Annotated in this window: 19 protein-coding genes and 1 other annotated feature; of the genes, 8 read left to right on the top strand and 11 right to left on the bottom strand. The window is 42.5% G+C overall.

All coding sequences use genetic code 11. The features are described 5' to 3' along the window. Window positions 1-67: 67 nt before the first annotated feature. The 3 genes from C6W21_RS09190 to C6W21_RS09200 form a co-directional block, all read right to left on the bottom strand. A complete protein-coding gene (locus C6W21_RS09190) occupies window positions 68-280 on the bottom strand; it encodes an alpha/beta-type small acid-soluble spore protein (RefSeq protein WP_099681477.1) in 213 nt (70 codons plus the stop codon). 89 nt (window positions 281-369) lie between these two features. Continuing rightward, on the bottom strand, window positions 370-1575 hold the full coding sequence (gene thiI, locus C6W21_RS09195; protein ID WP_106056144.1) for a tRNA uracil 4-sulfurtransferase ThiI: 1206 nt from the start codon (window positions 1573-1575) through the stop codon (window positions 370-372). A 4-nt stretch (window positions 1576-1579) separates the two neighbouring features. Further along, on the bottom strand, window positions 1580-2722 hold the full coding sequence (locus C6W21_RS09200) for a cysteine desulfurase family protein (RefSeq protein WP_106056146.1): 1143 nt from the start codon (window positions 2720-2722) through the stop codon (window positions 1580-1582). Between the two features lie 201 nt (window positions 2723-2923). On the opposite strand from C6W21_RS09200, the gene brnQ (C6W21_RS09205) reads away from it, so the two are divergent. Next, complete coding sequence (gene brnQ, locus C6W21_RS09205; RefSeq protein WP_106056148.1) at window positions 2924-4267, top strand: branched-chain amino acid transport system II carrier protein; 1344 nt, start codon at window positions 2924-2926, stop codon at window positions 4265-4267. Between the two features lie 212 nt (window positions 4268-4479). Next, window positions 4480-5823, top strand: a complete 1344-nt coding sequence (brnQ, locus tag C6W21_RS09210) for a branched-chain amino acid transport system II carrier protein (RefSeq protein ID WP_106050081.1) — start codon at window positions 4480-4482, stop codon at window positions 5821-5823. 40 nt (window positions 5824-5863) lie between these two features. Here brnQ (C6W21_RS09210) and ezrA read toward each other — a convergent pair whose 3' ends face one another. After that, a complete protein-coding gene (gene ezrA / locus C6W21_RS09215) occupies window positions 5864-7567 on the bottom strand; it encodes a septation ring formation regulator EzrA (protein WP_106056150.1) in 1704 nt (567 codons plus the stop codon). 341 nt (window positions 7568-7908) lie between these two features. On the opposite strand from ezrA, the gene hisJ reads away from it, so the two are divergent. After that, entirely contained in the window at window positions 7909-8724 is an 816-nt protein-coding gene (gene hisJ, locus C6W21_RS09220; protein WP_106056152.1) for a histidinol-phosphatase HisJ, read from the top strand. On the opposite strand, the gene refZ is transcribed toward hisJ, so the two are convergent. Next, a complete protein-coding gene (gene refZ / locus C6W21_RS09225; protein ID WP_106050084.1) occupies window positions 8694-9359 on the bottom strand; it encodes a forespore capture DNA-binding protein RefZ in 666 nt (221 codons plus the stop codon). The two genes, hisJ and refZ, sit on opposite strands and share 31 nt — an antisense overlap. Window positions 9360-9485: 126 nt before the next feature. Between refZ and C6W21_RS09230 the strand changes: the two genes are divergently transcribed. Then, window positions 9486-9983 carry a GAF domain-containing protein gene (locus tag C6W21_RS09230; protein WP_106050085.1) on the top strand — a complete coding sequence of 166 codons (498 nt, stop codon included), beginning with the start codon at window positions 9486-9488 and terminating at the stop codon, window positions 9981-9983. A 300-nt stretch (window positions 9984-10283) separates the two neighbouring features. Further along, the gene (gene rpsD, locus C6W21_RS09235) at window positions 10284-10886 is read left to right on the top strand and encodes a 30S ribosomal protein S4 (protein WP_106050086.1); all 603 of its coding nucleotides are present in this window, start codon (window positions 10284-10286) and stop codon (window positions 10884-10886) included. 233 nt (window positions 10887-11119) lie between these two features. Here the strand turns inward: rpsD and C6W21_RS09240 are convergent, their stop codons facing one another. The 5 genes from C6W21_RS09240 to acsA form a co-directional block, all read right to left on the bottom strand. After that, on the bottom strand, window positions 11120-12460 hold the full coding sequence (locus C6W21_RS09240) for a BclA C-terminal domain-containing protein (RefSeq protein WP_106056155.1): 1341 nt from the start codon (window positions 12458-12460) through the stop codon (window positions 11120-11122). Window positions 12461-12741: 281 nt separating this feature from the next. Then, window positions 12742-13305 (bottom strand): cysteine hydrolase family protein, encoded by a 564-nt coding sequence (locus tag C6W21_RS09245; RefSeq protein ID WP_106056157.1) that lies wholly within the window; start codon window positions 13303-13305, stop codon window positions 12742-12744. 380 nt (window positions 13306-13685) lie between these two features. After that, window positions 13686-14264, bottom strand: coding sequence for an esterase/lipase family protein (locus C6W21_RS09255; RefSeq protein ID WP_411266027.1), 579 nt, complete (start codon window positions 14262-14264; stop codon window positions 13686-13688). A 318-nt stretch (window positions 14265-14582) separates the two neighbouring features. Then, window positions 14583-15851, bottom strand: a complete 1269-nt coding sequence (gene tyrS / locus C6W21_RS09260) for a tyrosine--tRNA ligase (RefSeq protein WP_106056159.1) — start codon at window positions 15849-15851, stop codon at window positions 14583-14585. 53 nt (window positions 15852-15904) lie between these two features. Continuing rightward, window positions 15905-16145 (bottom strand) — a binding site (T-box leader). 59 nt (window positions 16146-16204) lie between these two features. Continuing rightward, on the bottom strand, window positions 16205-17929 hold the full coding sequence (acsA, locus tag C6W21_RS09265) for an acetate--CoA ligase (RefSeq protein ID WP_106050090.1): 1725 nt from the start codon (window positions 17927-17929) through the stop codon (window positions 16205-16207). A gap of 155 nt (window positions 17930-18084) precedes the next feature. Here acsA and C6W21_RS09270 point away from each other — a divergent pair, with 155 nt between their 5' ends. The 3 genes from C6W21_RS09270 to C6W21_RS09280 are packed head-to-tail and all read left to right on the top strand — an operon-like array spanning window position 18085 to window position 20555. Then, window positions 18085-18717: a GNAT family N-acetyltransferase gene (locus C6W21_RS09270; RefSeq protein WP_106050091.1), complete on the top strand. Its 633-nt coding sequence runs from the start codon at window positions 18085-18087 to the stop codon at window positions 18715-18717. Window positions 18718-18756: 39 nt separating this feature from the next. Next, window positions 18757-19398 (top strand): CBS and ACT domain-containing protein, encoded by a 642-nt coding sequence (locus C6W21_RS09275; protein ID WP_106050092.1) that lies wholly within the window; start codon window positions 18757-18759, stop codon window positions 19396-19398. Beyond that, window positions 19395-20555: an acetoin utilization protein AcuC gene (locus C6W21_RS09280; RefSeq protein WP_106050093.1), complete on the top strand. Its 1161-nt coding sequence runs from the start codon at window positions 19395-19397 to the stop codon at window positions 20553-20555. Before C6W21_RS09275 ends, C6W21_RS09280 begins: the two co-directional genes overlap by 4 nt. A 42-nt stretch (window positions 20556-20597) precedes the next feature. Here the strand turns inward: C6W21_RS09280 and ccpA are convergent, their stop codons facing one another. Continuing rightward, window positions 20598-21599, bottom strand: coding sequence for a catabolite control protein A (gene ccpA, locus C6W21_RS09285; RefSeq protein WP_106050094.1), 1002 nt, complete (start codon window positions 21597-21599; stop codon window positions 20598-20600). Between the last annotated feature and the right edge of the window lie 311 nt (window positions 21600-21910).

Here is a 21910-nt window from a genome sequence, read left to right on the forward strand (position 1 = left end):
TTTATGTACAAAAATAAAAGAGCGGGAATGATCCCGCTCCTAAGCCATAGCTTTTTAATTGTGTGTCTTAGAAAGATCCGCCACCCATATGTTGTTGAGCGTAAGATACAAGACGCTTAGTGATTTCTCCACCAACTGATCCGTTAGCGCGAGATGTTGTTTCTGCACCAAGGTTTACACCGAATTCAGAAGCGATTTCGTACTTCATTTGGTCGATTGCTTGTGCAGCGCCTGGTACTACTAATTGGTTAGAACTGCTTTGTCTGTTTTGTTGAGCCATGTGTTCTCACCTCCTTGTGAATATAGAATGTGTAGAAACACATGACTTCATACGATTGATTTCATGGTAATTATTATGAAATTTTTATTTTAGAATAAATCAGCGAATTCGTCTGCCGCTTTCTTCTCATTTGTGACGATGATCGTTTCAATTTGCTCCACTGCCTCATCGAGCATCGGCTCAAAATCAGCAAAGCTTTCGTAGCGTTCTACTTTCTCAAGCTTTGGTTTTGTTTTAGGAGATGGCGGCGTAAAGATCGTGCAGCAATCCTCGAAAGGCTGAATGCTTGTATTGTAAGTGCCAATTCGTCTCGCTTCATCAATAATGTCATTTTTATCAACAGCAATGAGCGGGCGAATGATTGGTGTATTGGTTACATGGTTAATGGCATACATGCTTTCAAGTGTCTGACTTGCGACTTGTCCAAGGCTTTCACCGGTAATAATCGCAAGGGCATCACGCTTCGCTCTTAATTTATCAGCTATTTTCAGCATCATTCTTCTTGTTGATGTCATCGTATAGTTTTCAGGTACCTGTTTGTGAATCAGCTCTTGAATTTTTGTAAAAGGAACGATGTGAAGCTTCACTTCGCCTCCATATGCAGCTAAACATTCTGCAAGATCAATGACCTTTTGCTTGGCACGTTCGCTTGTATATGGGGGGCTAAAGAAATGTACAGCCTCAATTTGAATTCCGCGTTTCATCGCTTGATAGCCAGCAACTGGGCTGTCAAAGCCGCCTGAAAGCATGAGCATCGCTCTTCCGCTTGAACCTACCGGCAAGCCGCCTGCACCCTTGACATCTTTAAATGTAATGTATGTTGCATGTTCTCTTATTTCAATGCGCAAATGTACATCCGGCTGTTTGACATTGACCGTTAAGTTTTCCGTATTCTTCAGCACATGTCCGCCAATTTCCCGGTTCATTTCATTTGAATCAAGTTCAAATTGCTTATAAGAGCGTTTCGTTGAGACCTTAAATGTATTTCCTTGTTTATACACTTCCTGTACCGCTGTTAAAGACGCTTCTTTAATGGCACCGAGGTTTGTCTCACATTTCACCGCAAGACTAAAGCTCTGAATGCCAAATACACTTTTGAGCTGTTCTGAAATCGGTTCAGGATTTTCTCCGTTCAGCATGATCGTGATGCGGTCTCTGTCAGATGCATACTTTAATGCTTCAAAGTCTTTCAATACAAACCGGATATGCTGCCTTAGTTTTTCTATAAATTTCTTTCTATTCTTCCCTTTTGTTGAAATCTCACCAAAACGGACTAAAATATGATCATATTTCATGCTGTTATCTCATTCCTTTTAGTTTTTTTACACTTTGTGCGATCGATGTGATGATTTGCGGCGCTAGCTCTGGTCCTTGGCCATATGTCAAACTGATTCTCATACTGCTTTTGGCCACTTCTTCTGCTTTCCCCATAGCTAGCAGCACACGACTTGGCTCTTTTTTCTTGGCTGAGCAAGCAGATGTTGTAGAGACATACATGCCTTCTTTTTCAAGCATATGGAGAAGGACCTCAATTTGGATACCTGGTACTGAAAAATTTACAATGTGCGGCGCACTTTGCATCAGCGGTGTGTTGATGACAATACCTTCTATTTCTCCAAGCTGTTTTTGCAGCTGAGTTTTCAGCGCCTGCATCTCATCATGATGCTTTTCAAGATGTTCAAATGATTGTTTCATGGCTTTTGCTAAACTGACAGCACCAGCAGGGTTTTCAGTACCTGAACGTAGCCCTAATTCCTGCTCTCCTCCTGTGATGAAAGGGGCAAGCACAATATCTTTCTTTAAAAAGAGGGCGCCTGTTCCCTTCAAGCCGTGAATCTTGTGGCCTGACAACGTCAAAAGATCAATATCCGTCTCTTTAGACAGGGGAACCTTACCGATTCCTTGTACGCCGTCGACATGAAAAATTGCCTCTTTGGCATACTTTCGAATGATGATGGCTGCTTCCTCTATCGGCTGGATCGCGCCTGTTTCATTGTTTACATGCATGAGACTGACAAGCACTGTATCAGGGCGTAGCACTTCTTTTAAATGATTCATATCTGCATGGCCATGCTCATTTACTTGAATATAGGAGATTTCAAAACCAAATAAAGCCTTCAGCTGTTCAAACGATTCGATGACAGAGGGGTGTTCAATTGCTGTTGTCACAATATGTTTCCCCCGATTCATTTTGGCGAGAGCTGCTCCTTTAATGGCGATGTTATTTGCTTCTGTTGCACCAGAAGTAAAAATAATCTCATATTGTTTCAAGCCTGTATAGTGACGCATTTGTTTTCTCGTTTCACTTAGCAAGCGACTCGCATCAATTCCGAGCTGATGAAGTGAAGACGGATTCCCAAAAAAACGCTCACTCACTTGATGATATACTTGTAAAACCTCAGGGTACGGTTTTGTTGTTGCACTATTATCGAGATAAATCATACTTGGACTCCTTACAAAAAGCTTTAAAAATAATTGCATTTATATGTTACCATAATGAAGTCAGACAGAGAATTTTCTGAAAATGGCAGTTGACAACTTTTCATTTTCACTATATCATCCATAGTGCAATTGTCACATTAACACCTGAAATTGTCAGAATATTTTAAGTTGACACACTACACTGATTAAGGAGGAACTATTTTGAAAAATAGTTTAAGTATAAAAGAGACATTAGCCATTGGTTTAATGCTTTTTGCATTATTCTTTGGCGCAGGAAATATGATTTTCCCGCCTGTCCTTGGACAATATGCAGGTGAGAATGTTTGGCTTGCTATCGGTGGATTTTTACTCACAGGAGTTGGTCTTCCGCTTCTAGGAGTTATTGCTATTGCCCTTACAGGTACCGGTGCAAAAGGCCTTGCGGATAAAGCCCATCCTATATTTGGAACCATTTTCACTGTCATTCTGTATTTATCCATAGGACCATTTTTTGCTATCCCGCGAACAAGTACGGTTTCTTACGAGATTGGATTAGCACCGTTTCTGTCAGGGGCACAATCCACTTCATGGATACCGCTATTCATCTTTACCGTAGTGTTTTTCACTATTTCATATCTGCTTGCTTTAAATCCTTCAAAGCTGGTTGATCGAATTGGTAAAATTTTGACACCGATCTTATTAACTGTTATTGCCATTATTGTCATTAAAGCCATTGCTACGCCAATGGGAATGATCGGTGCTCCTGATACAACCTATGAGGCAAACCCGCTCTTTACTGGATTTTTAGAAGGCTATAAAACAATGGATGCTCTTGCTTCTCTCGTATTTGGAATCGTTGTTGTGACAGCTGTTAAAGAAAGAGGCATCACAGAGCGCAAATCTCTTGCGGCGGCCTGTATAAAAGCTGGTCTTGTTGCAGCAGCTGGACTAGCACTAGTGTATATCTCGCTTGCTTATGTCGGTGCTTCAAGTCCTGATACAACCGGAATGGTTGGGGCAAATGAAGGCGGCAAACTGCTTTCACTATCAGCAAACTTTTTATTGGGTTCTGCTGGTAACATTGTCCTTGGTGCAGCCATTTTATTTGCTTGTCTCACAACAAGTGTTGGGCTTGTCTCATCATGCGGCGAATATTTTTCAAAGCTTTTCCCAGCACTTTCTTATCGCACAGTCGTACTCATTGTTTCTTTATTTAGCACATTGGTTGCAAACCTTGGACTGGCACAAATCATCTCTCTATCGGTCCCTGTACTCGTAGCAATATATCCACTGGCAATTGTCATTATTTTATTGTCATTCGTTGACCGCTGGATTAACGGCAGACGAGTGATTTATGTAGTATCCCTCATCTTTACTGGTTTCTTTTCCATCATTGATGGATTATTAGCTGCCAAAATCAATCTCGGTGGGTTGCCTGACATCTTGGATTCAATCATACCGTTTTACGATTTAGGCATTGGCTGGATCGTACCAGCTATTATCGGTGCTGTGGTTGGTTTACTTATTTCGATGTTTACCAGTCCACCGGAACAGCTCGCCTCTTAGTCATCGAGAGCCGCAACATCTCCTTCTTCTTTGGAAGGGGATGTTTTTTTATTGTCCTCCATATACTAAAATAGAAAAATTCATGACTTTTGTACGAAAACACATGTTGACATCAGACGTACATCCTTTATAATTAGTGAATGTTAATGAAGAACGGTTTTAGCAACTAATTAACAGAATATTTCAACATAATATTGGAGGCTTTATATTCAATGAAGGCAACATTGTCGACGAAAGATACAGTTATTATCGGTTTTATGCTATTTGCTCTATTCTTCGGCGCCGGAAATATGATTTATCCACCAGAGCTTGGGCAATATGCTGGCACAAATGTATGGAAAGCAATGGGCGGATTTTTATTAACAGGTGTCGGTTTACCTCTTCTAGGGATTATTGCGATCGCTTTAACAGGTCGAGATGCGAAAGGATTAGCTGATAAAGCTCACCCAGCTTTTGGAACAGCGTTTACCGTCATTTTATATTTATCTATTGGGCCGCTTTTCGCTATTCCTCGTACAGGAACGGTTTCATATGAAATTGGTGCATTACCCTTTTTAGCAGGTGTACCAGCTTGGCTCTCACTTCTTTTATTCACACTTGTCTTTTTTGGTATTACGTATTATCTTGCTCTAAATCCAACGAAGATTGTGGATCGTGTAGGGAAAGTGTTAACACCGATTAAATTTACGATTATTTTTATTATTATTGTCAAAGCCATTTTAACGCCGATGGGCGCCGTTGGCACACCTGATGTATCCTATAGCAATGGATCATTTTTCAAAGGATTTTTAGAGGGCTATAAAACAATGGATGCTCTTGCTTCTATTGTGTTTGGGGTTGTTGTCATCAACGCCATTAAAGGACGCGGTGTGACAAGTAAAAAGGCACTGACTTCTGCTTGTATCAAAGCGGGTCTGATTGCAGCTTGCGGATTAACATTTGTTTATCTGTCTCTTGCTTATTTAGGCGCTTCAAGTACACACGCCATTGGTTTTGTTGGAGATGGCAGTAAAATCTTGGCTCAGTCTTCTCAATTCCTATTTGGCAGTTTAGGAAATATTGTGTTGGGTGCTGCGATTACGGTTGCTTGTTTAACAACAAGTATCGGTCTCGTTACATCATGCGGAGAGTATTTCTCAAATTTATTACCTAAACTTTCTTATAAAATGGTCGTCACACTGGTGACTTTATTTAGTTTTATCATTTCAAATTTTGGACTTGCTCATATTATTGCTTTCTCTGTACCGGTTTTAACAGCGATTTACCCGCTAGCGATTGTGATCATTGTATTGTCGCTGGCAGACAAATGGATTGGTCATAGAAGACCTGTTTATGCCCTTACTTTGATTTTAACTGGCTGCGTCAGTTTGTTTGACGGCTTAGTAGCGGCGAAACTCCCGATTGGTCCGGTGGAGGATCTCTTTCAAACGATATTACCTTTATATGACCTTGGCATTGGCTGGATTGGTCCTGCTATTTTCGGGGTTGTCATTGGGCTTATTCTTTCCCTTTTCACTTCTTCTGCTTCTGAAAAGCGGGAGAAACAAGCATCTTAATAGAAAAAAGCTGAAGTCCAGTTACAGGACTTCAGCTTTTTTATTGATGCTGATACTTTTTTTCTTGCTGAGCCAACAGCTTCTGAACGGCTCCTGGTGATGCTTTTTCAACAGCCGCTGCTGCTATATCAAATGATCCGTTGTAATCGTAAGCATAAAATCTTCGTTCTGCCTCTTTTAATTGTTCTGAAAGAATATGGTTTTGGCTTCTAAAACGATTGCCGTATTGAATGATTCGTTCAATTTGATCCACTTTACTAAGCATTTCTTCTGTCTCATCCACAACATTTCTCACTGTATCTGAGGCTTCTTTTAATTGTTGGTTCACTGCCGGCATGTTGAGCGGCAGGTTTTCCAGCTGCTCGTGCACTTGCTGAATCATCTCCTGCGCTTTTTCAGCCCGCCCTTTCATCTCAGCAGGTACACCCGGGATATTGCTTTTATGCAGCTGGCGTACTATATCTGTCAGCATAGTTTTGAGATCGGCCAGTGTTTCTCTCGCTTGTAATTCTTCTTTTCTTAATGATTGAAGATGATCTTTAAACGTGTCATGCAATGCTTTTGCATCATCGATAAAGGTCTCCAGCTGATTGATTTCATCCATTAATAATGAATATGCCACATGGTCACGATCAAGCTTCTCGCGAATTTGTTTCATCAGCTTTTCAATTTCTTCTAAGCGTTTTTCGAATGCCTTCTGTTGGTCGAGCTCTCCAGCTGTCAGCTTGTAGCTTTCTTTCACAAGTGCCGTTTCTGCCTTTGTTTGTGTGTGATCTTGTTCGAGCTTTTCAAATGCTTCTGTGAGCTCAGGCATTTTGCTCTTGATTTCCTGACCTGCTTCTACTTCCGCCTCCAGCTGATCATACAGCGTATGAATTGCGTCGTCGATCATTTGCAGGGTGCTTGATGCCTCATCTAAGTTGAGTTCATCAATGAGCAGCTTCTCCGCACGGGTCAGCTGTTTATTTAAGTTCTCCAGCTCTTTTGTCATCTGGATGTGCTCTAGCTTGTAGCCTTTGTCTGTCATTTCTTGATATCCGTCTTTCAGCTTCGTCAGCTGACCTGGTACGGTTTGTTTGCAGTCTGCAATAAGCTTTGGTACATCATTGATATACAGTTGAAGCTGGTCAAGTCTGCGGTCTTGCTCAAGCAAAATCTTTCTTGCTTGCATGTAGTTTCCGTTTTCTGTCTCTTCCTCGTACTGCTTGATCCCTTCCCAGGCCTCATCTAAGTCCTGCTCCATTTTGTCATAAAGGGTGCCATATAAATGGCTGTACGCAAGCAGATTTTTTCGAACCGTTTGATATTGCTCTTTGACCTTTTCAATGTCCTTGCGATTTTGCTCCTCGCTTGTGACAAGGTCTGCAATTTCTTTTAAAATGTCTTCAATGTTCGAATCAGCAGCACTCAGCAAATCCTCAATATGTGCAAGAACCTGCTTGGCTTTGGAGAATCGATATTTATCAGAATACTCTTCTGCATCATATAGTAACTCCTCTACCTTTGGAAGATGGGCCGTGACGATATCGTCCCACTCTGCACGCCATCTTTCAAAAAATTGCTCTGTTTCTCCGGTCATTTTTAAGTGTTTGATTTTTGAAATTTCTTCTACAATTGATCTGTTTAAAATTTCAATTTTCCATGCTTCCAATCGGTCAATCTCTTTATATATATTTTTTCGCAGGAAATAACCGACTGAAAATAAAGCAAGCAAAATGACAATTAAACCGATGATAAACTCCATAATGAGCCCCCTTGTTGTGATCTAAATGATGTCAGGGTAAAAGTGTCCCGAGTAGACCTGAGAACCCTTTCGTGTCCGCTTTGCATTTGTTTTTTTATAAACAGGATCGTATGTTTTTCCAATACCATCCATTCACGGTTTTATGTATGTTGTTCAAGAAAGTATTTGAGCGCTTTCTATCATTTGATCACACGAATCCACGTGACCTGCTTTTATGTATGCGGAAGCTGTCGTTTTCATTGTTATTATGATACCATGTAACCAGCATTTTTGGTCATGATTTTTCATTATTTTCGCTGATAAACATCACGTTTTTCAAAATATCGACAAGAGGTGACGACATGCTAAAGCAAGATGCACATCTACATACACCGTTTTGCCCGCACGGCTCGCTTGATTCTTTTCATTCTTATATTGAAAAAGCCATCAAAAAGGGATTTGATTCCATAACCTTTACCGAGCATGCCCCTCTGCCTCCATCGTTTCGAGATCCAACACCAGAGCAGGATAGTGCCATGAAGCTCCAAGACCTTGAATCGTATGTAACGAAATTGGATCAGCTGAAACACGAATACAAAGGACAATTAATAGTAAAAACTGGGCTTGAGGTTGACTATATCAAAGAGTATGAAGAGGAAACAAGTGCCTTTTTAGACTGCTACGGTCCAGAACTAGACGATAGCATTTTATCTGTTCACTTTCTTCCTGCTGGCGATGATTATATTTGCCTTGATTTTGACGAGCATGCCTTCCAGCAGCTAATAAGCGTCTATGGCAGCATCGAACAGGTCTATCAAAGCTACTATGACCAAATTCATTCTTCTATTCTATCATCTTTAGGTCGCTATAAGCCAAAGAGAATCGGTCATATCACCCTTGTACAGAAATTCAAACAGCTTTTCCCATATGAGATGCCGCCTGCACTTTGTCAAAAGGTCACCCTTTGTCTTGAAGAAACGGCAAAAAAAGGTATGTCCTTAGATTTTAATACATCAGGTCTTCGTAAAACATATGCCAGAAGTATCTATTTAGATCAATGGATGATTGACTTTGCGAAACAGAAAAAAATTCCGCTCATATTCGGGTCTGATGCCCATCAAGCGGAAGATCTCGGATATGCTTATGATCAATTCGAAGACATCATGAGTTTTAATTGAGATTCTAATGCCTGCTTTTTGGGTTCTAGTAAATGATGAAGTGATCGGCTCAGTTCCTTAAAATACATTTGATAGAAATAAGGCTCACTTGGATTCAAATAAAGCACCTCCGTTAAATATTGCGGCTGTAAATAGGGCATCATGAGTAGTGATTTCAGCTGGATCATGAACGATGAGAGTGAGAGCTGCTCACAAATCACATGGGTGCTTTTTCCTTTTTCGATGATGAGCTGAAACAAATATTTTTCTTTTGTTAAATAGGTCGACATAATTTCTCTAATGAGCGTCGAATCAATCGTCACCTCTCGATAAACGAAACGGGTTAATTGACGGTGCTTGTGCTGATAAGATAAAATATCAAAAACCACTTGAAGTAAACATTCTTTTGCGTGACGGGTTTCCATGTGATGGATATGTGATTCAATCATGTGAATGTAGCCTTCATAAAAATCAGATACGAGCTGCTCAAGCAGCCCTCCTTTTCCTTGAAAGTAATAAGATATGTGGGCAATGTTGACGTTTGCTTCCTTTGCAATCTCACGGACAGAGGTTCCAGAAAATCCTTTTTGGTTAAAAAGTCTGATGGCAGCTTCAATAATACGGTCTTTTGTTTGCACGGTTGTTGATGCTTTCATCCGCTCACCCCTCTTCATGTGTACATACTTCAAGATGAAGGCGGAAGTTCCTTTTATAATTGCTCGACAAATCCCACATGCGAGACGCAAGTTATGTATTTTTGAGATAGAAAGTAGGAGATTTTCATGTTTCATGTCGAAAAACAGTCTGGCGATCCATCAAAAGACTATCAATTGCTAGTTAAACAGGTCGAAGCCATTACAGATGGTGAGCCTGATCTGATTGCCAACCTGGCAAATGCTGCGGCGCTATTGTATCATTCACTCCCAGAGGTCAATTGGGCAGGATTTTATTTAGCAAAAGGCGGCGAGCTTGTGCTCGGACCGTTTAACGGACTGCCTGCATGTGTGCGTATCCCATCTGGAAAAGGTGTTTGCGGTACTGCGTTTGCAACAGGTGAAGTCCAGCGTATCGCTGATGTGCATGCATTCCCTGGACATATCGCATGTGATGCAGCATCTCAATCTGAAATTGTCGTTCCACTCAAGGTAAATGGACAGATCATTGGGGTACTCGACATTGACAGCCCCGTGAAAGACCGTTTCAATGAAGTAGATGAAACCTACTTAATTCAATTTACTGAGGTGCTCCAAAAGGCGTTATCCGCCTCTACAGATGCGTAATTTTACAAAAAAGCAGGCACATTGTCTGCTTTTTTATTTTTCTTCGCATGACGTGAAGCATCATCTCTGTCTCTAAATAGGTTGACTTCTCCTATCCAGCGTCATATAATAGAGTTTGTGTGAAATATGGCAGCCTTTTTGTTCGGCTTTTTTGTATCATTTTGTTCCTTCTATATGAAGGTGCATCTTGTAACTCCCTGCTGCTGGAGCGAGGATGCATGAAAACATAATGACAGAAAAGACAAAGAACAGACGGTTTTTATTTTTCACAAATAAAAACAAATAAGGAGGAGTCACATTATGGCTCGCTATACAGGTCCAAGTTGGAAGATTTCCCGCCGTTTAGGCATTTCATTAAGCGGAACAGGTAAGGAACTTGAAAAACGCCCTTACGCTCCAGGCCCACATGGTCCAGGACAACGCAAAAAACTATCTGAATACGGTTTACAATTACAAGAGAAGCAAAAGCTTCGTCACATGTACGGTGTCAACGAACGTCAATTCCGTACACTATTTGACAAAGCTGTTAAACTTCCTGGTAAACAAGGTGAAAACTTCATGATTCTTCTTGAAACTCGCCTTGACAACCTAGTATACCGTCTTGGCCTTGCTCGTACTCGCCGCCAAGCTCGTCAGCTAGTCAACCATGGTCACATCCTTGTTGATGGAAGCCGTGTAGACATCCCATCTTTCTCTGTGAAACCGGGTCAAACGATTGCTCTTCGTGAGAAATCTCAAAACCTTGCAGTTGTGAAAGAATCAGTTGAAGTAAACAACTTCGTTCCTGAATATCTTTCTTTCGATGCTGAAAAGCTTGAAGGAACTTTCACTCGTCTTCCAGAGCGTTCTGAATTAGCGCCTGAAATCAGCGAACAACTAATCGTTGAGTTCTACTCTCGTTAATTTCATTACTCTCTTAAAGAGAGATCAAACAAACCCTAGAGACCTTGATTGTTCAAGGTTTTCTAGGGTTTTTTGTTTGCATTCTCCTATGAACAAATGAATTTAAAACATATATTGGAAAACAAATCATTCACAACATGAGCAACGGGCAAGCATTCCAAAAAATAGTTTAAGAAGATATTCAAATGAAAATGTTTTTTTGAGGGCTTCTAAAGGCTCTCTACACATTTAAGTTAGTCTAACTTTTTAATAATAATAGAAGCGTTCACGTTTATTTGGGTTCCTCCTGCTAGAGTTTGAAGAGTAACTGCTGCTGCGGAAGTATGGTTTACAAGAGTAAGCGTGTCACCCGCTGCTAGAGCAAGGATTGCCTGACCGTTATTCTGTTGAGTACCAGCTCCTGAACCATAAACTGTGTTCGTCACAGGACCTCCATTTACAAATAAGGTGAATTGATTTGGCTCTACGCCAGAAACTGAAAAAGTAACCTCGTAGTTTCCTGGATTGGTGACTATAATTTGAGAAGTTCCAGGGGCATGTGTAATACCAGCAGTAATAATTCCAGTTGAGTCAAAAATCACCGGGGCTTCTAAAGCTACTGTTTCAGCACTTAGATTGTATATATATGCAAATTCAGCTAGCCCTGCACCTGTTGGGCCGGTGGCTCCCGTATCTCCGGTGGCTCCGGTGGCACCAGTTGCTCCGATATCTCCGGTGGCTCCCGTTGGGCCAGTTGCTCCCGTATCCCCTGTGGCTCCCGTGGCACCAGTTGCTCCGATATCTCCGGCGGCTCCCGTGGCACCAGTTGCTCCGATATCTCCGGTGGCTCCCGTGGCTCCGGTGACACCAGTTGCTCCGATATCTCCGGCGGCTCCCGTGGCACCAGTTGCTCCGATATCTCCGGTGGCTCCCGTGGCACCAGTTGCTCCGATATCTCCGGTGGCTCCCGTGGCACCAGTTGCTCCGATATCTCCGGTGGCTCCCGTTGCTCCAGTTGCTCCGGTATCTCCGGCGGCTCCCGTGGCACCAGTTGCTCCGATATCTCCGGTGGCTCCCGTTGGGCCAGTTGCTCCCGTGGCACCAGTTGCTCCGATATCTCCGGCGGCTCCCGTGGCACCAGTTGCTCCGATATCTCCGGTGGCTCCGGTGACACCAGTTGCTCCGATATCTCCCGCGGCTCCCGTATCTCCTGTGGCACCTGTTGCTCCGATATCTCCCGTGGCTCCCGTGGCACCAGTTGCTCCGATATCTCCCGTGGCTCCCGTATCTCCTGTGGCACCTGTTGGACCAGTCGCTCCCGTGGCTCCCGTATCTCCTGTGGCACCTGTTGGACCGGTCGCTCCCGTATCTCCTACGGCTCCTGCAGCCCCCGTGGCTCCCGTTGGACCGGTCGCTCCTGCGCCCGTGCCAGTGGCTCCTGTTGGTCCGGTCGCTCCTGTGGCTCCTCGAACCCCTCGTAATCCCCGTAATCCTCGTCGTCCTACAATTACTTTTGTTTCACAAATGATGCAACAGTTTGATTTTGATAGTTTATGTTTACAATAAGGGCATTTTTTATACTTATCACAACCCATCAGTTGTTCATCTCCTTTATCATTATTCATATGTTACATCAGTAAATAGGTGCAGATAAATAAAACGTACAAAGAATAAAGATAAGCGTAGAATAAATATAACTTTCCACAGTCTTCCAAAAGTCTTTTGGTTGTGAAAATTTGATTGTATTTTGCGCTAAATTTTTTCATGATGACTAGCCAGTCTCAAGAAGCTATCCAAAACCATATAATCTATCATAAAAAAATCCCCTAGAATTCTAGAGGATCTTTTGTTCCATGTTTCTCTCAAGTATAATCTTTTATTTTTCCATCAAATCACTAATCAATTGATCTGTAGTCATGACAGTAGCAAACTCATCATGCAATGTAGCAAGTGATAGCCGATGAATCATTTCGGGATCATAATATGTACCGTTTTGATCTGTTAGTCCAAAGGCGGCAACTGCATCTGAGATAAGGTACGTATCAAAGCCTAGATTGCCGCTCATTCTTGTTGTCGTTGACACGCAGTGAGGGGTTGTCAATCCTATGATCACGACCGTGTTAATATGGTTTGACCTTATCTGTTCCTCCAAGTTTGTGCCAATAAAGCTGCTGTTGACTTTCTTTCGTATCACTGTTTCTTCCTCTAGCGGTTTGGCGATATCTTTGAAGAAATGCCCTTCATTTGCCGGATGAAATAAGGAGTCCGGCTTGTCAGATGTATGCTGGATATGAATCACTGTCCAGCCTTTCTCTCTCCAAAACGTCAATAGACGACTGATATTCTTCTCTGCATCAAGGTTATTTCGTTCTCCCCATTTTTCATGCTCGAATGCCTTCTGTACATCCACAATGATTAAAGCCTTTTGCTTCTTCTGCACAAATGCCCACCTCCAAAAATTCTCGCTGACTATATGTAGTGTAAGGAATGGTGATCGATTTGTACATGCTTTTACTGATGTTTTGCCTGTTTTTGCATCAAAAAAACAAACCGCACACTGGCAACAATGTAATAGATACCAATGATCGATGTACAGTTGGACATCACCTCGCCTATTTGAACTGATTTAACAAACTTCATCCAGATGAAATAGATGAGGAGAAATGAACACGGAAAATAGAGAAAGTATCCGAAGAAATATTGCTAGAGTTTTTGCGTCAACGTTTTGCCTCCTTTAAAATTCTCTTCCATCAACTAGCAGCTGGCATATGTCCGATGACATCAAAAAAGACAGCACATGTCGCTGTCTTTTTTCATTTTTTAATTCGTATTCTGGCCCCCGCCGTTCAGCCCTTCTTTGATATACCCTTTGACTTGGCTTGAAGCTAATAGACCGATGTGACCAACGCCGTGAATGAGGACATTTCTTGCGCCAATTAAACGCGAGAGGCTGTTGACAACAATCATATCGGCTGAGCTATAGACAGATGTATAAAGAATTTTTTGATTTGGATCGGTGCCTGGTAATGCTCTGAGTGAAACGAGTCCATTCGCTCCACCAAGTGTGACGACGTTTTCAATTTTATCACCGCCGTCTAGATTCTTAATATAGTATAGCGTGTTCGCTCCGCCCATACTATGTGCCACAATATCTACTTTTTTGGCACCTGTTTTGCCTAGCACATCTTTGACGAATCTAGATAGACGCGGGCCATTGTTCAGGTTATTGCCTGTTTTGTCTATGAAATCGATGGCAAATAATTGGTTTCGATCCCACCCCTGTGATACCAAATAACTTTTAATCGAAGCAAAGTTATAAGACGCACCGCCCATACCATGTACCATCACAACCGGATTATGTTCAGCCGCTTTAATCTCTTTTGGCTGGATGAAGGCCATTGAACCAATCACCAATGCAAACGCAACAAGAATTTGCAAACTCCTTTTCTTAAAAAGAATCACTTTCATTCCCCCTAATTCATCTTATTCGACTCTATTTTACACAAGAAAAATATGTCAAAAAAGTGAACAAGGCACTGTTTGTTCATTCATTTTATAGAAAATAAATAATGAAAAAGCACCTTTGACTTTCTCAACGCCAATGCAAAAAGACTAGACAAAGTCTCTTTTAACAGTCTATTAGACTCTTCAAAGAGCACTCATCTCTCATTTTGCATAAAAAAGCAGCCGGCTCTCGCGGCCGGCTGCACATCATTCTTACTTGTAATTCACAAGGAAGTATTTCTTTTTCCCTCTTCTTAAGACGGTGAATTGGTTTTCAATTCGGTCTTCAGCTGAAAGGACATAGTCTTTATCTGTTTGTCTCTCTCCGTTGATGGAAACTGCACCATTTGTGATGTCTTCACGTGCTTGACGTTTTGATGGAGACAGTTTTGATTCAACAAGGACATCGACAAGTGTTAATTCTTCTGTGCTGCTTTTCTCCATTGATGGAACATCTTTAAAGCCTACTTTGACTTCTTCGGCTGAAAGAGATTTGATCTCGCCTTTGAATAGCGCATTTGAGATGTTGACCGCCTGTTCTAGTGATTCACGGCCATGTACAAGTGTTGTGACTTCCTCTGCTAGACGGCGCTGCGCTTCACGTTTTTCAGGTGCTGTTTGCACTTTTTCTTCGTACGATGCGATCTCTTCTTTCGATAAGAACGTAAAGTATTTTAAGTATTTCACGACGTCACGGTCATCTGTGTTGATCCAAAATTGGTAGAACTCATAAGGAGACGTTTTTTCTTTATCTAACCAGATGGCGCCGCCTTCTGTTTTACCGAACTTCGTGCCATCTGCTTTAGTGACAAGCGGCATCGTTAGACCGAATGCTTTCGCCCCTTCTGCTTCAGACTTACGGATCAGCTCAAGCCCAGATGTGATATTTCCCCACTGGTCGCTTCCGCCGATTTGCAGCTGACAGTTTTCATTTCTGTAAAGGTTTAAGAAGTCTAAAGATTGCAGGATGACGTAGCTGAACTCTGTGTACGAAATCCCTGTCTCGATACGTGAGCTCACGATATCTTTTGCCAGCATGAAGTTCACACCGAAGTTCTTTCCAATATCACGAAGGAACGTGATGACATTCATTTGACTGATCCAGTCGTAGTTATTCACGATAACGGCTGGGTTCTCGCCTGCTTCAAAATCAAGAAATTGCGACAGTTGTCCTTTGATTTTATCTGACCACTGCTCTACGATTTCTGCTGGGTTTAGTGAACGTTCTGCTTTTTTGAAGCTAGGATCGCCGATCAGTCCAGTCGCGCCGCCAACGAGAGCAATCGGGTGATGGCCCGCTTCCTGGAATCTGCGTAATGTTAAAATCGGTAATAGATGACCAATGTGCAAGCTGTCGGCTGTCGGATCAAAGCCGGAGTACAGCTTGATTTTTTCTTCTGCTAATAATTTTGTTAAACCTTCTTCATCGGTTTGCTGCTGAATTAATCCTCTGAACGATAACTCTTCCATCAATTGACTCATATCCAATTCTCCTTTTTTTACAATTCAACATAAAAAACGCCCCTTCGAATGAACGAAGGGACGATATATATATCGCGGTACCACCCTGCTTAAAAGACAACAAATCACATCTTTTCACTTACACTGATAACGGACAGATCCGTTCTTTCACTAATCAGGGCAGCCTGCATGCTCCTTTTCGTAAAAGCGGTTCGTGAGGGTAATTCGAATATCTCTTTGTACTGACTCGCACCAGCCGTCAGTTCTCTTGGACAGGGAAAGATGATTCTACTGAATCTCAGTCAAAACCTTTACATATTCAACTAAAGTCATTTTTAACATACTTTTGATATCAAGTCAACTGACGGAAAAAATTAATCTTCCATTGTCGATAGGTCGCCAGCCGGTAAATTCAGCTCCCACGCCTTTAGCACACGTCTCATAATTTTCCCGCTTCGCGTTTTTGGCAGTTTGTCTTTAAACTCGATTTCTCTCGGTGCCGCATGTGCAGCGAGTCCTTTTTTCACAAACGTACGAATTTCTTCTTTCAGCTCATCAGTCGGCTCATAACCGCTTCTAAGTGCAATGAATGCTTTAATAATTTCGCCGCGGACTGGATCTGGTTTTCCAATGACACCAGCCTCTGCAATGGCCGGATGTTCAACCAGCTTGCTTTCCACCTCAAAAGGACCGACCCGCTCTCCTGACGTCATGATCACATCATCCACACGTCCCTGGAACCAAAAGTATCCGTCTTCGTCCATATAAGCTGAATCTCCTGAAACATACCAATCTCCCGGCATAAAGTAAGATTCATATTTTTCAGGATTGTTCCAGATCGTATGCATCATAGACGGCCAGCCTTTTTTGATGGCAAGGTTGCCCATCCGGTATGGGGGAAGTTCATTTCCGGCATTATCCACAATCGCAGCCTCTACGCCTGGAATCGGTTTCCCCATCGAGCCTGGTTTGATGTCCATGCATGGATAATTACAAATCAGCTGTGCACCGGTTTCAGTCATCCACCAAGTGTCGTGAATTCGTTTGCCAAATACAGCGTCTCCCCACCTGATGACTTCTGGATTTAGAGGCTCACCTACACTTAACACGTGACGGAGCGAGCTGAGATCATATTTTTGAATGAGATCATCGCCTGCCCCCATCAACATTCTAAAGGCGGTCGGCGCACTGTACCAAACGGTCACACCTAGTGATTCAATCGTTTCATACCACGTATCAGGGTTAAATCTGCCGCCTAAAATGACATTCGTCGCCCCATTTAACCACGGTGAAAAAATGCCGTACACTGTGCCTGTTACCCAGCCTGGGTCAGCTGTACACCAGTAGACGTCGTCTTCTTTCAGATCAAGCACCCATTTACCAGTCTGGTCTTGCTGCACCATTGCGCCATGGACATGCAGCACACCTTTTGGCGTACCTGTGGACCCTGACGTGTAATGAAGCAGAAAGCCGTCTTTTTCATCCATCCATTCAATTTCAAGGTCCTTAGCCGCCTGCTCAAAAGCCTCTTCGTAATGGATTGTCCGAACGCCATCGACGTCCTCCTTTTCACCGCCGACAATGATGACGGATTCAAGCTTCGGAAGCTCTGCAAACGGAATTCGTTCAAGCAGATCCGGCGTTGTCACAATGACCTTCGCCTCGCTATTTTCTAAACGGTCTTTGACCGCACCTTTCATAAATGCCTCAAATAACGGACCAACGATCGCACCAATTTTGACTGCGCCAAGCAGAAGAAAATAGAGCTCTGGTGATCTTGGCATAAAGATAAATACGCGATCCCCTTTTTGCACATGCGCCTTTTCTCGGAATAGATTTCCCGCTTTATTTGTGTTGATTTTCATATCCCTGAACGTATACTTTTCATCCCGCTGTGAATCTTTGTAGTGAAGCGCCACCTTGTTCTTACGAAACGAATCCGCATGTCTGTCAATCGCTTCATAGGCTGCATTTATGTTTCCTGTTTCATACCATGAGAAGTTTTTTCTTGCTTCCTCCCATGAAAATTCTTTGTATGCCTGCTCATAATCATTTAAATGATAGTTCCCTTTTACTGATGGTAGCGTTTCCACTTTCATCAAACAGTCCCCCTTTGCATACGTTTACAATGACCATTATAGTATAGATGACTTTTTTTCTCAATTTTTAAAAAACTTATAGTGAAACCGTTTTAATTCTTGCAGGTTTTAATATAAAATAGAGACGACTCACTAGAATTTGAGGCGGTGGATACGTGGAGCATCCTAAAACTTATTATTCAAAAACCATTGAGCAAGAAACAGGTTCCATCCTTATTGAAGGTCCGGTACCTGCATCAGAGCTTGCGAACTATACGTTTCATGAGGGACTAACGGCATTTCGCACGCCTGAGGAACAGAAACAAGCACTTGTTGAAATAGCAGACCTTCCAGAAGGACGTATTATCATTGCAAGAGTAGATGAGCTTGTCGTAGGCTATGTTACGTATTTGTATCCTGATCCGCTTGAGCGCTGGTCAGAGGGCAACATGGACAATTTAATCGAGCTTGGTGCGATTGAGGTCGCCCCTCCATTTAGGGGCTGCTCACTTGGCAAGCGTTTACTTGATGTGAGCATGATGGATGAGCAAATGGAGAATTATATCGTCATTACAACTGAATATTACTGGCATTGGGATTTAAAGGGGACAAAGAAAAACGTGTGGGAGTACCGCAAGATGATGGAGAAAATGATGAACGCAGGCGGCCTTGTCTGGTTTGCAACAGACGAGCCAGAGATCAGCTCACATCCAGCCAATTGTTTAATGGCTAGAATCGGGAAAAATGTGAGTCCTGATTCGATTGAGCGTTTCGATCGTCTTCGCTTCCATCAACGCTTTATGTATTAACGTTCAATTCTTTTTTTTGGCAAAGGGGATTGGTAAACAATGATGATTGAACAAATTATGGAGCGTGCTGTGATCACGCTGCGAAAAACCGATACGATTGAAGAAGCCATAAAAAAAATGAGTGCACATCACATTCGGCATATTCCGATCGTATCTGATCAAGGTTCTGTCATTGGGATGGTGACAGATCGGGATATTAAAAATGCCAGTCCAAGTATATTTGAAACAGAAAAAAGGCAGCTCTTTATTCAGCGGCCTGTTGAAGAGATCATGGTATTAGAGACGATCACTGCTCATCCGCTTGATTTCGTTGAAGAGATTTCAAGTGTCTTTTTTGAACACGGAATTGGCTGCCTTCCAGTGGTGAGACGCGGCAAGCTCGTAGGCATTATCACAAAGACTGATTTGCTTCGTACGTTTGTCAGACTGACAGGTGCAGATCAGCCAGGGTCACACTTAGAGGTTGAAGTGGACCAAATGACAGAAGGCCTTGCAGACATTACGGCCATTTTAAAGGAGCAGCATATTCAAATGCTGAGTGTGCTTGTGTATCCGCATGCAAATGAATCCTCTAAAGTGCTCGTCTTCCGCCTTCAAACCATTCATGCAGATCATGTGACGAAGCTGATTCGTGCAAAAGGCTATAAGGTGCTGTGGCCTATGGAGCAGACGATCAAATGAAGGAAGCGACCTTTGTTTTTTCACCCTCTTTTCAAACGTACCAGTTTCACCAAGACCATCCATTCAATCAGCTTCGTGTCTACTTAACATATGACCTTCTTCAAAAAATGAAGGCGTTAACAGATGAAGAGATCGTCGCACCGCGTATGGCGACACTGGAGGAATTAAAGCTCGTCCATACAGCCGATTATATTCAAGCTGTGCAGCGGGCTAGTGAAGGTAAGCTCTCTACAGCAGAGGGTGAACGCTACGGCCTGGGGACGGAGGATACACCGATGTTTGCAGGTATGCATGAGGCAGCTTCTCTCCTTGTTGGCGGGACACTCACAGCGGTTGACCAAGTGATGATGGGACACTCGCAGCATGCACTCAATCTTGGCGGCGGACTTCACCACGGGTTTAAAGGACGTGCATCTGGCTTTTGTATATATAATGACAGCTCCGTAGCGATTCAATATATTCAAAAGACATATGGTGCAAGAATTTTATATATTGATACAGATGCCCATCATGGAGATGGTGTACAATTCAGCTTCTATGACGACCCAGAGGTCTGTACGGTCTCTATTCATGAAACGGGACGCTACTTGTTCCCTGGAACGGGACAAGTACAGGAAAGAGGCCACGATAAAGGCTATGGCTACGCCTATAATATTCCGCTTGATGCATTTACAGAAGACGAATCATTCCTCGAAGCATACCGAACAGCAGTGACTGAAATTGCTGCTTTTTTTAAACCAGATGTGATTTTGACGCAAAACGGCGCGGATGCACACTACTATGATCCGTTAACCCATTTATCTGCCACCATGAAAATATATGAGGAAATTCCTAGACTTGCCCATGAGCTAGCACATCAATATTGTAATGGCAAATGGATTGCTGTTGGCGGAGGGGGATATGATATTTGGCGTGTCGTTCCAAGGGCATGGAGCCGAATTTGGCTTGAAATGAAAGGCATCACACCGCCGGCTGAACTGCCTCAGGACTGGGTTCAGGCTTGGCATAAACAATCGCCTGTCACCCTGCCATCGACATGGGGAGACCCTGACGATTTATATCCACCGATCCCAAGAAAAGCAGAAATCACAGAAAAGAATGCTCAAACTGTAGAAAAAGCACTTATGCCTGTTAGAAGAGAAAAGAAAAATGCATAAGAAAAGCAGGCATTCACTGATGTGTAAGCCTGCTTTTTCGTTTTATTTTGTTGATTGTCTTTCTTCAATTCTGTGCGGAAGCTCAACAATTTGATCGTCCACTTGTTCTTTGTTCATCAGCTTTGTCAGCAGTCTCATTGCGACAGCGCCAATATCATACGTCGGCTGAACAACTGTTGTCAGCTGAGGACGCACCATAAGAGAAAGTCTAGTGTTATCAAAGCCAATCACTTCTAAATCCTCAGGAATCGATACGCCTCTATCCTGTGCTCCATGAATGACACCTAGCGCCATTTCATCGGTAGCCGCAATAACAGCTGTCGGCTTGTCAGACTGCTCGAGCAAATGAGCAAGTGATTCAATTCCAGAATCATAGGAGTAATCGCCTTCAGCGACGAGCGCATCGTCAAATGTGATGCCCGCTTCTTCAAGCGCACGCTTATAACCTGCAAGCTTTCTCATGGAGTTAATCGGTTCTGACATTGGGCCAGATACGAAGGCAATTCGCTTATGTCCTTTTTCAACTAAAAGCTGAACTGAATCATAAATCGCTTGCTCGTAGTTGATGTTGACAGATGGTGTTTGAGCCTGTTCTTCAACAGATGCAGCAAGAACAATTGGCACAGGAGAGCGCTTAAATTCTTCAACAAGCACATCTGTGATGTTTCCGCCCATAAAGACTATCCCATCTACTTGTTTGCCTAGCATTGTATTTAATAGATGAAGCTCTTTATCGGTATTTTGATCTGAGTTGCTCAAAATGATGTTGTACTTATACATCGTGGCGATATCTTCAATTCCGCGAGCAAGCTCCGAATAGAAGATACTAGAAATATCAGGGATGATGACCCCAACCGTTGTTGTTTTTTTACTTGCAAGACCTCGTGCCACAGCATTCGGACGGTAGCCAAGACGATCAATCGCTTCAAGTACCTTTTTTCTTGTTGTTGGTTTTACATTCGGATTACCATTCACTACGCGTGATACCGTTGCCATACTTACATTTGCTTCTCTTGCTACATCATATATTGTAACATTATTCACATAAATCACTCCTTCAAATACACTTCATATCTATAGCATTCACCAATTGGATAGAGACATGTCAGATACGAGGAAAATAATATCCTATTTGTCATTAAAACGATGAAAAGAGACACATAATTTTTCAATCTACATCAAAATGACATTCTTTTATGAAATTATACACGTTTTTTCGCCATATGAAAACGTTCCCTTTCTTTTTATAACTAAATTAAACAAACTTTAATGAGCTTGTTACCTGTAAATTGAATCATATTTCATGGAAAATCGTCGAGAACGTCAGCTATGACAATGATCTTAGCAGATTCTGT

The organism is Bacillus sp. NMCN1 (assembly GCF_002998085.1).
Lineage (GTDB): Bacteria > Bacillota > Bacilli > Bacillales > Bacillaceae > Bacillus.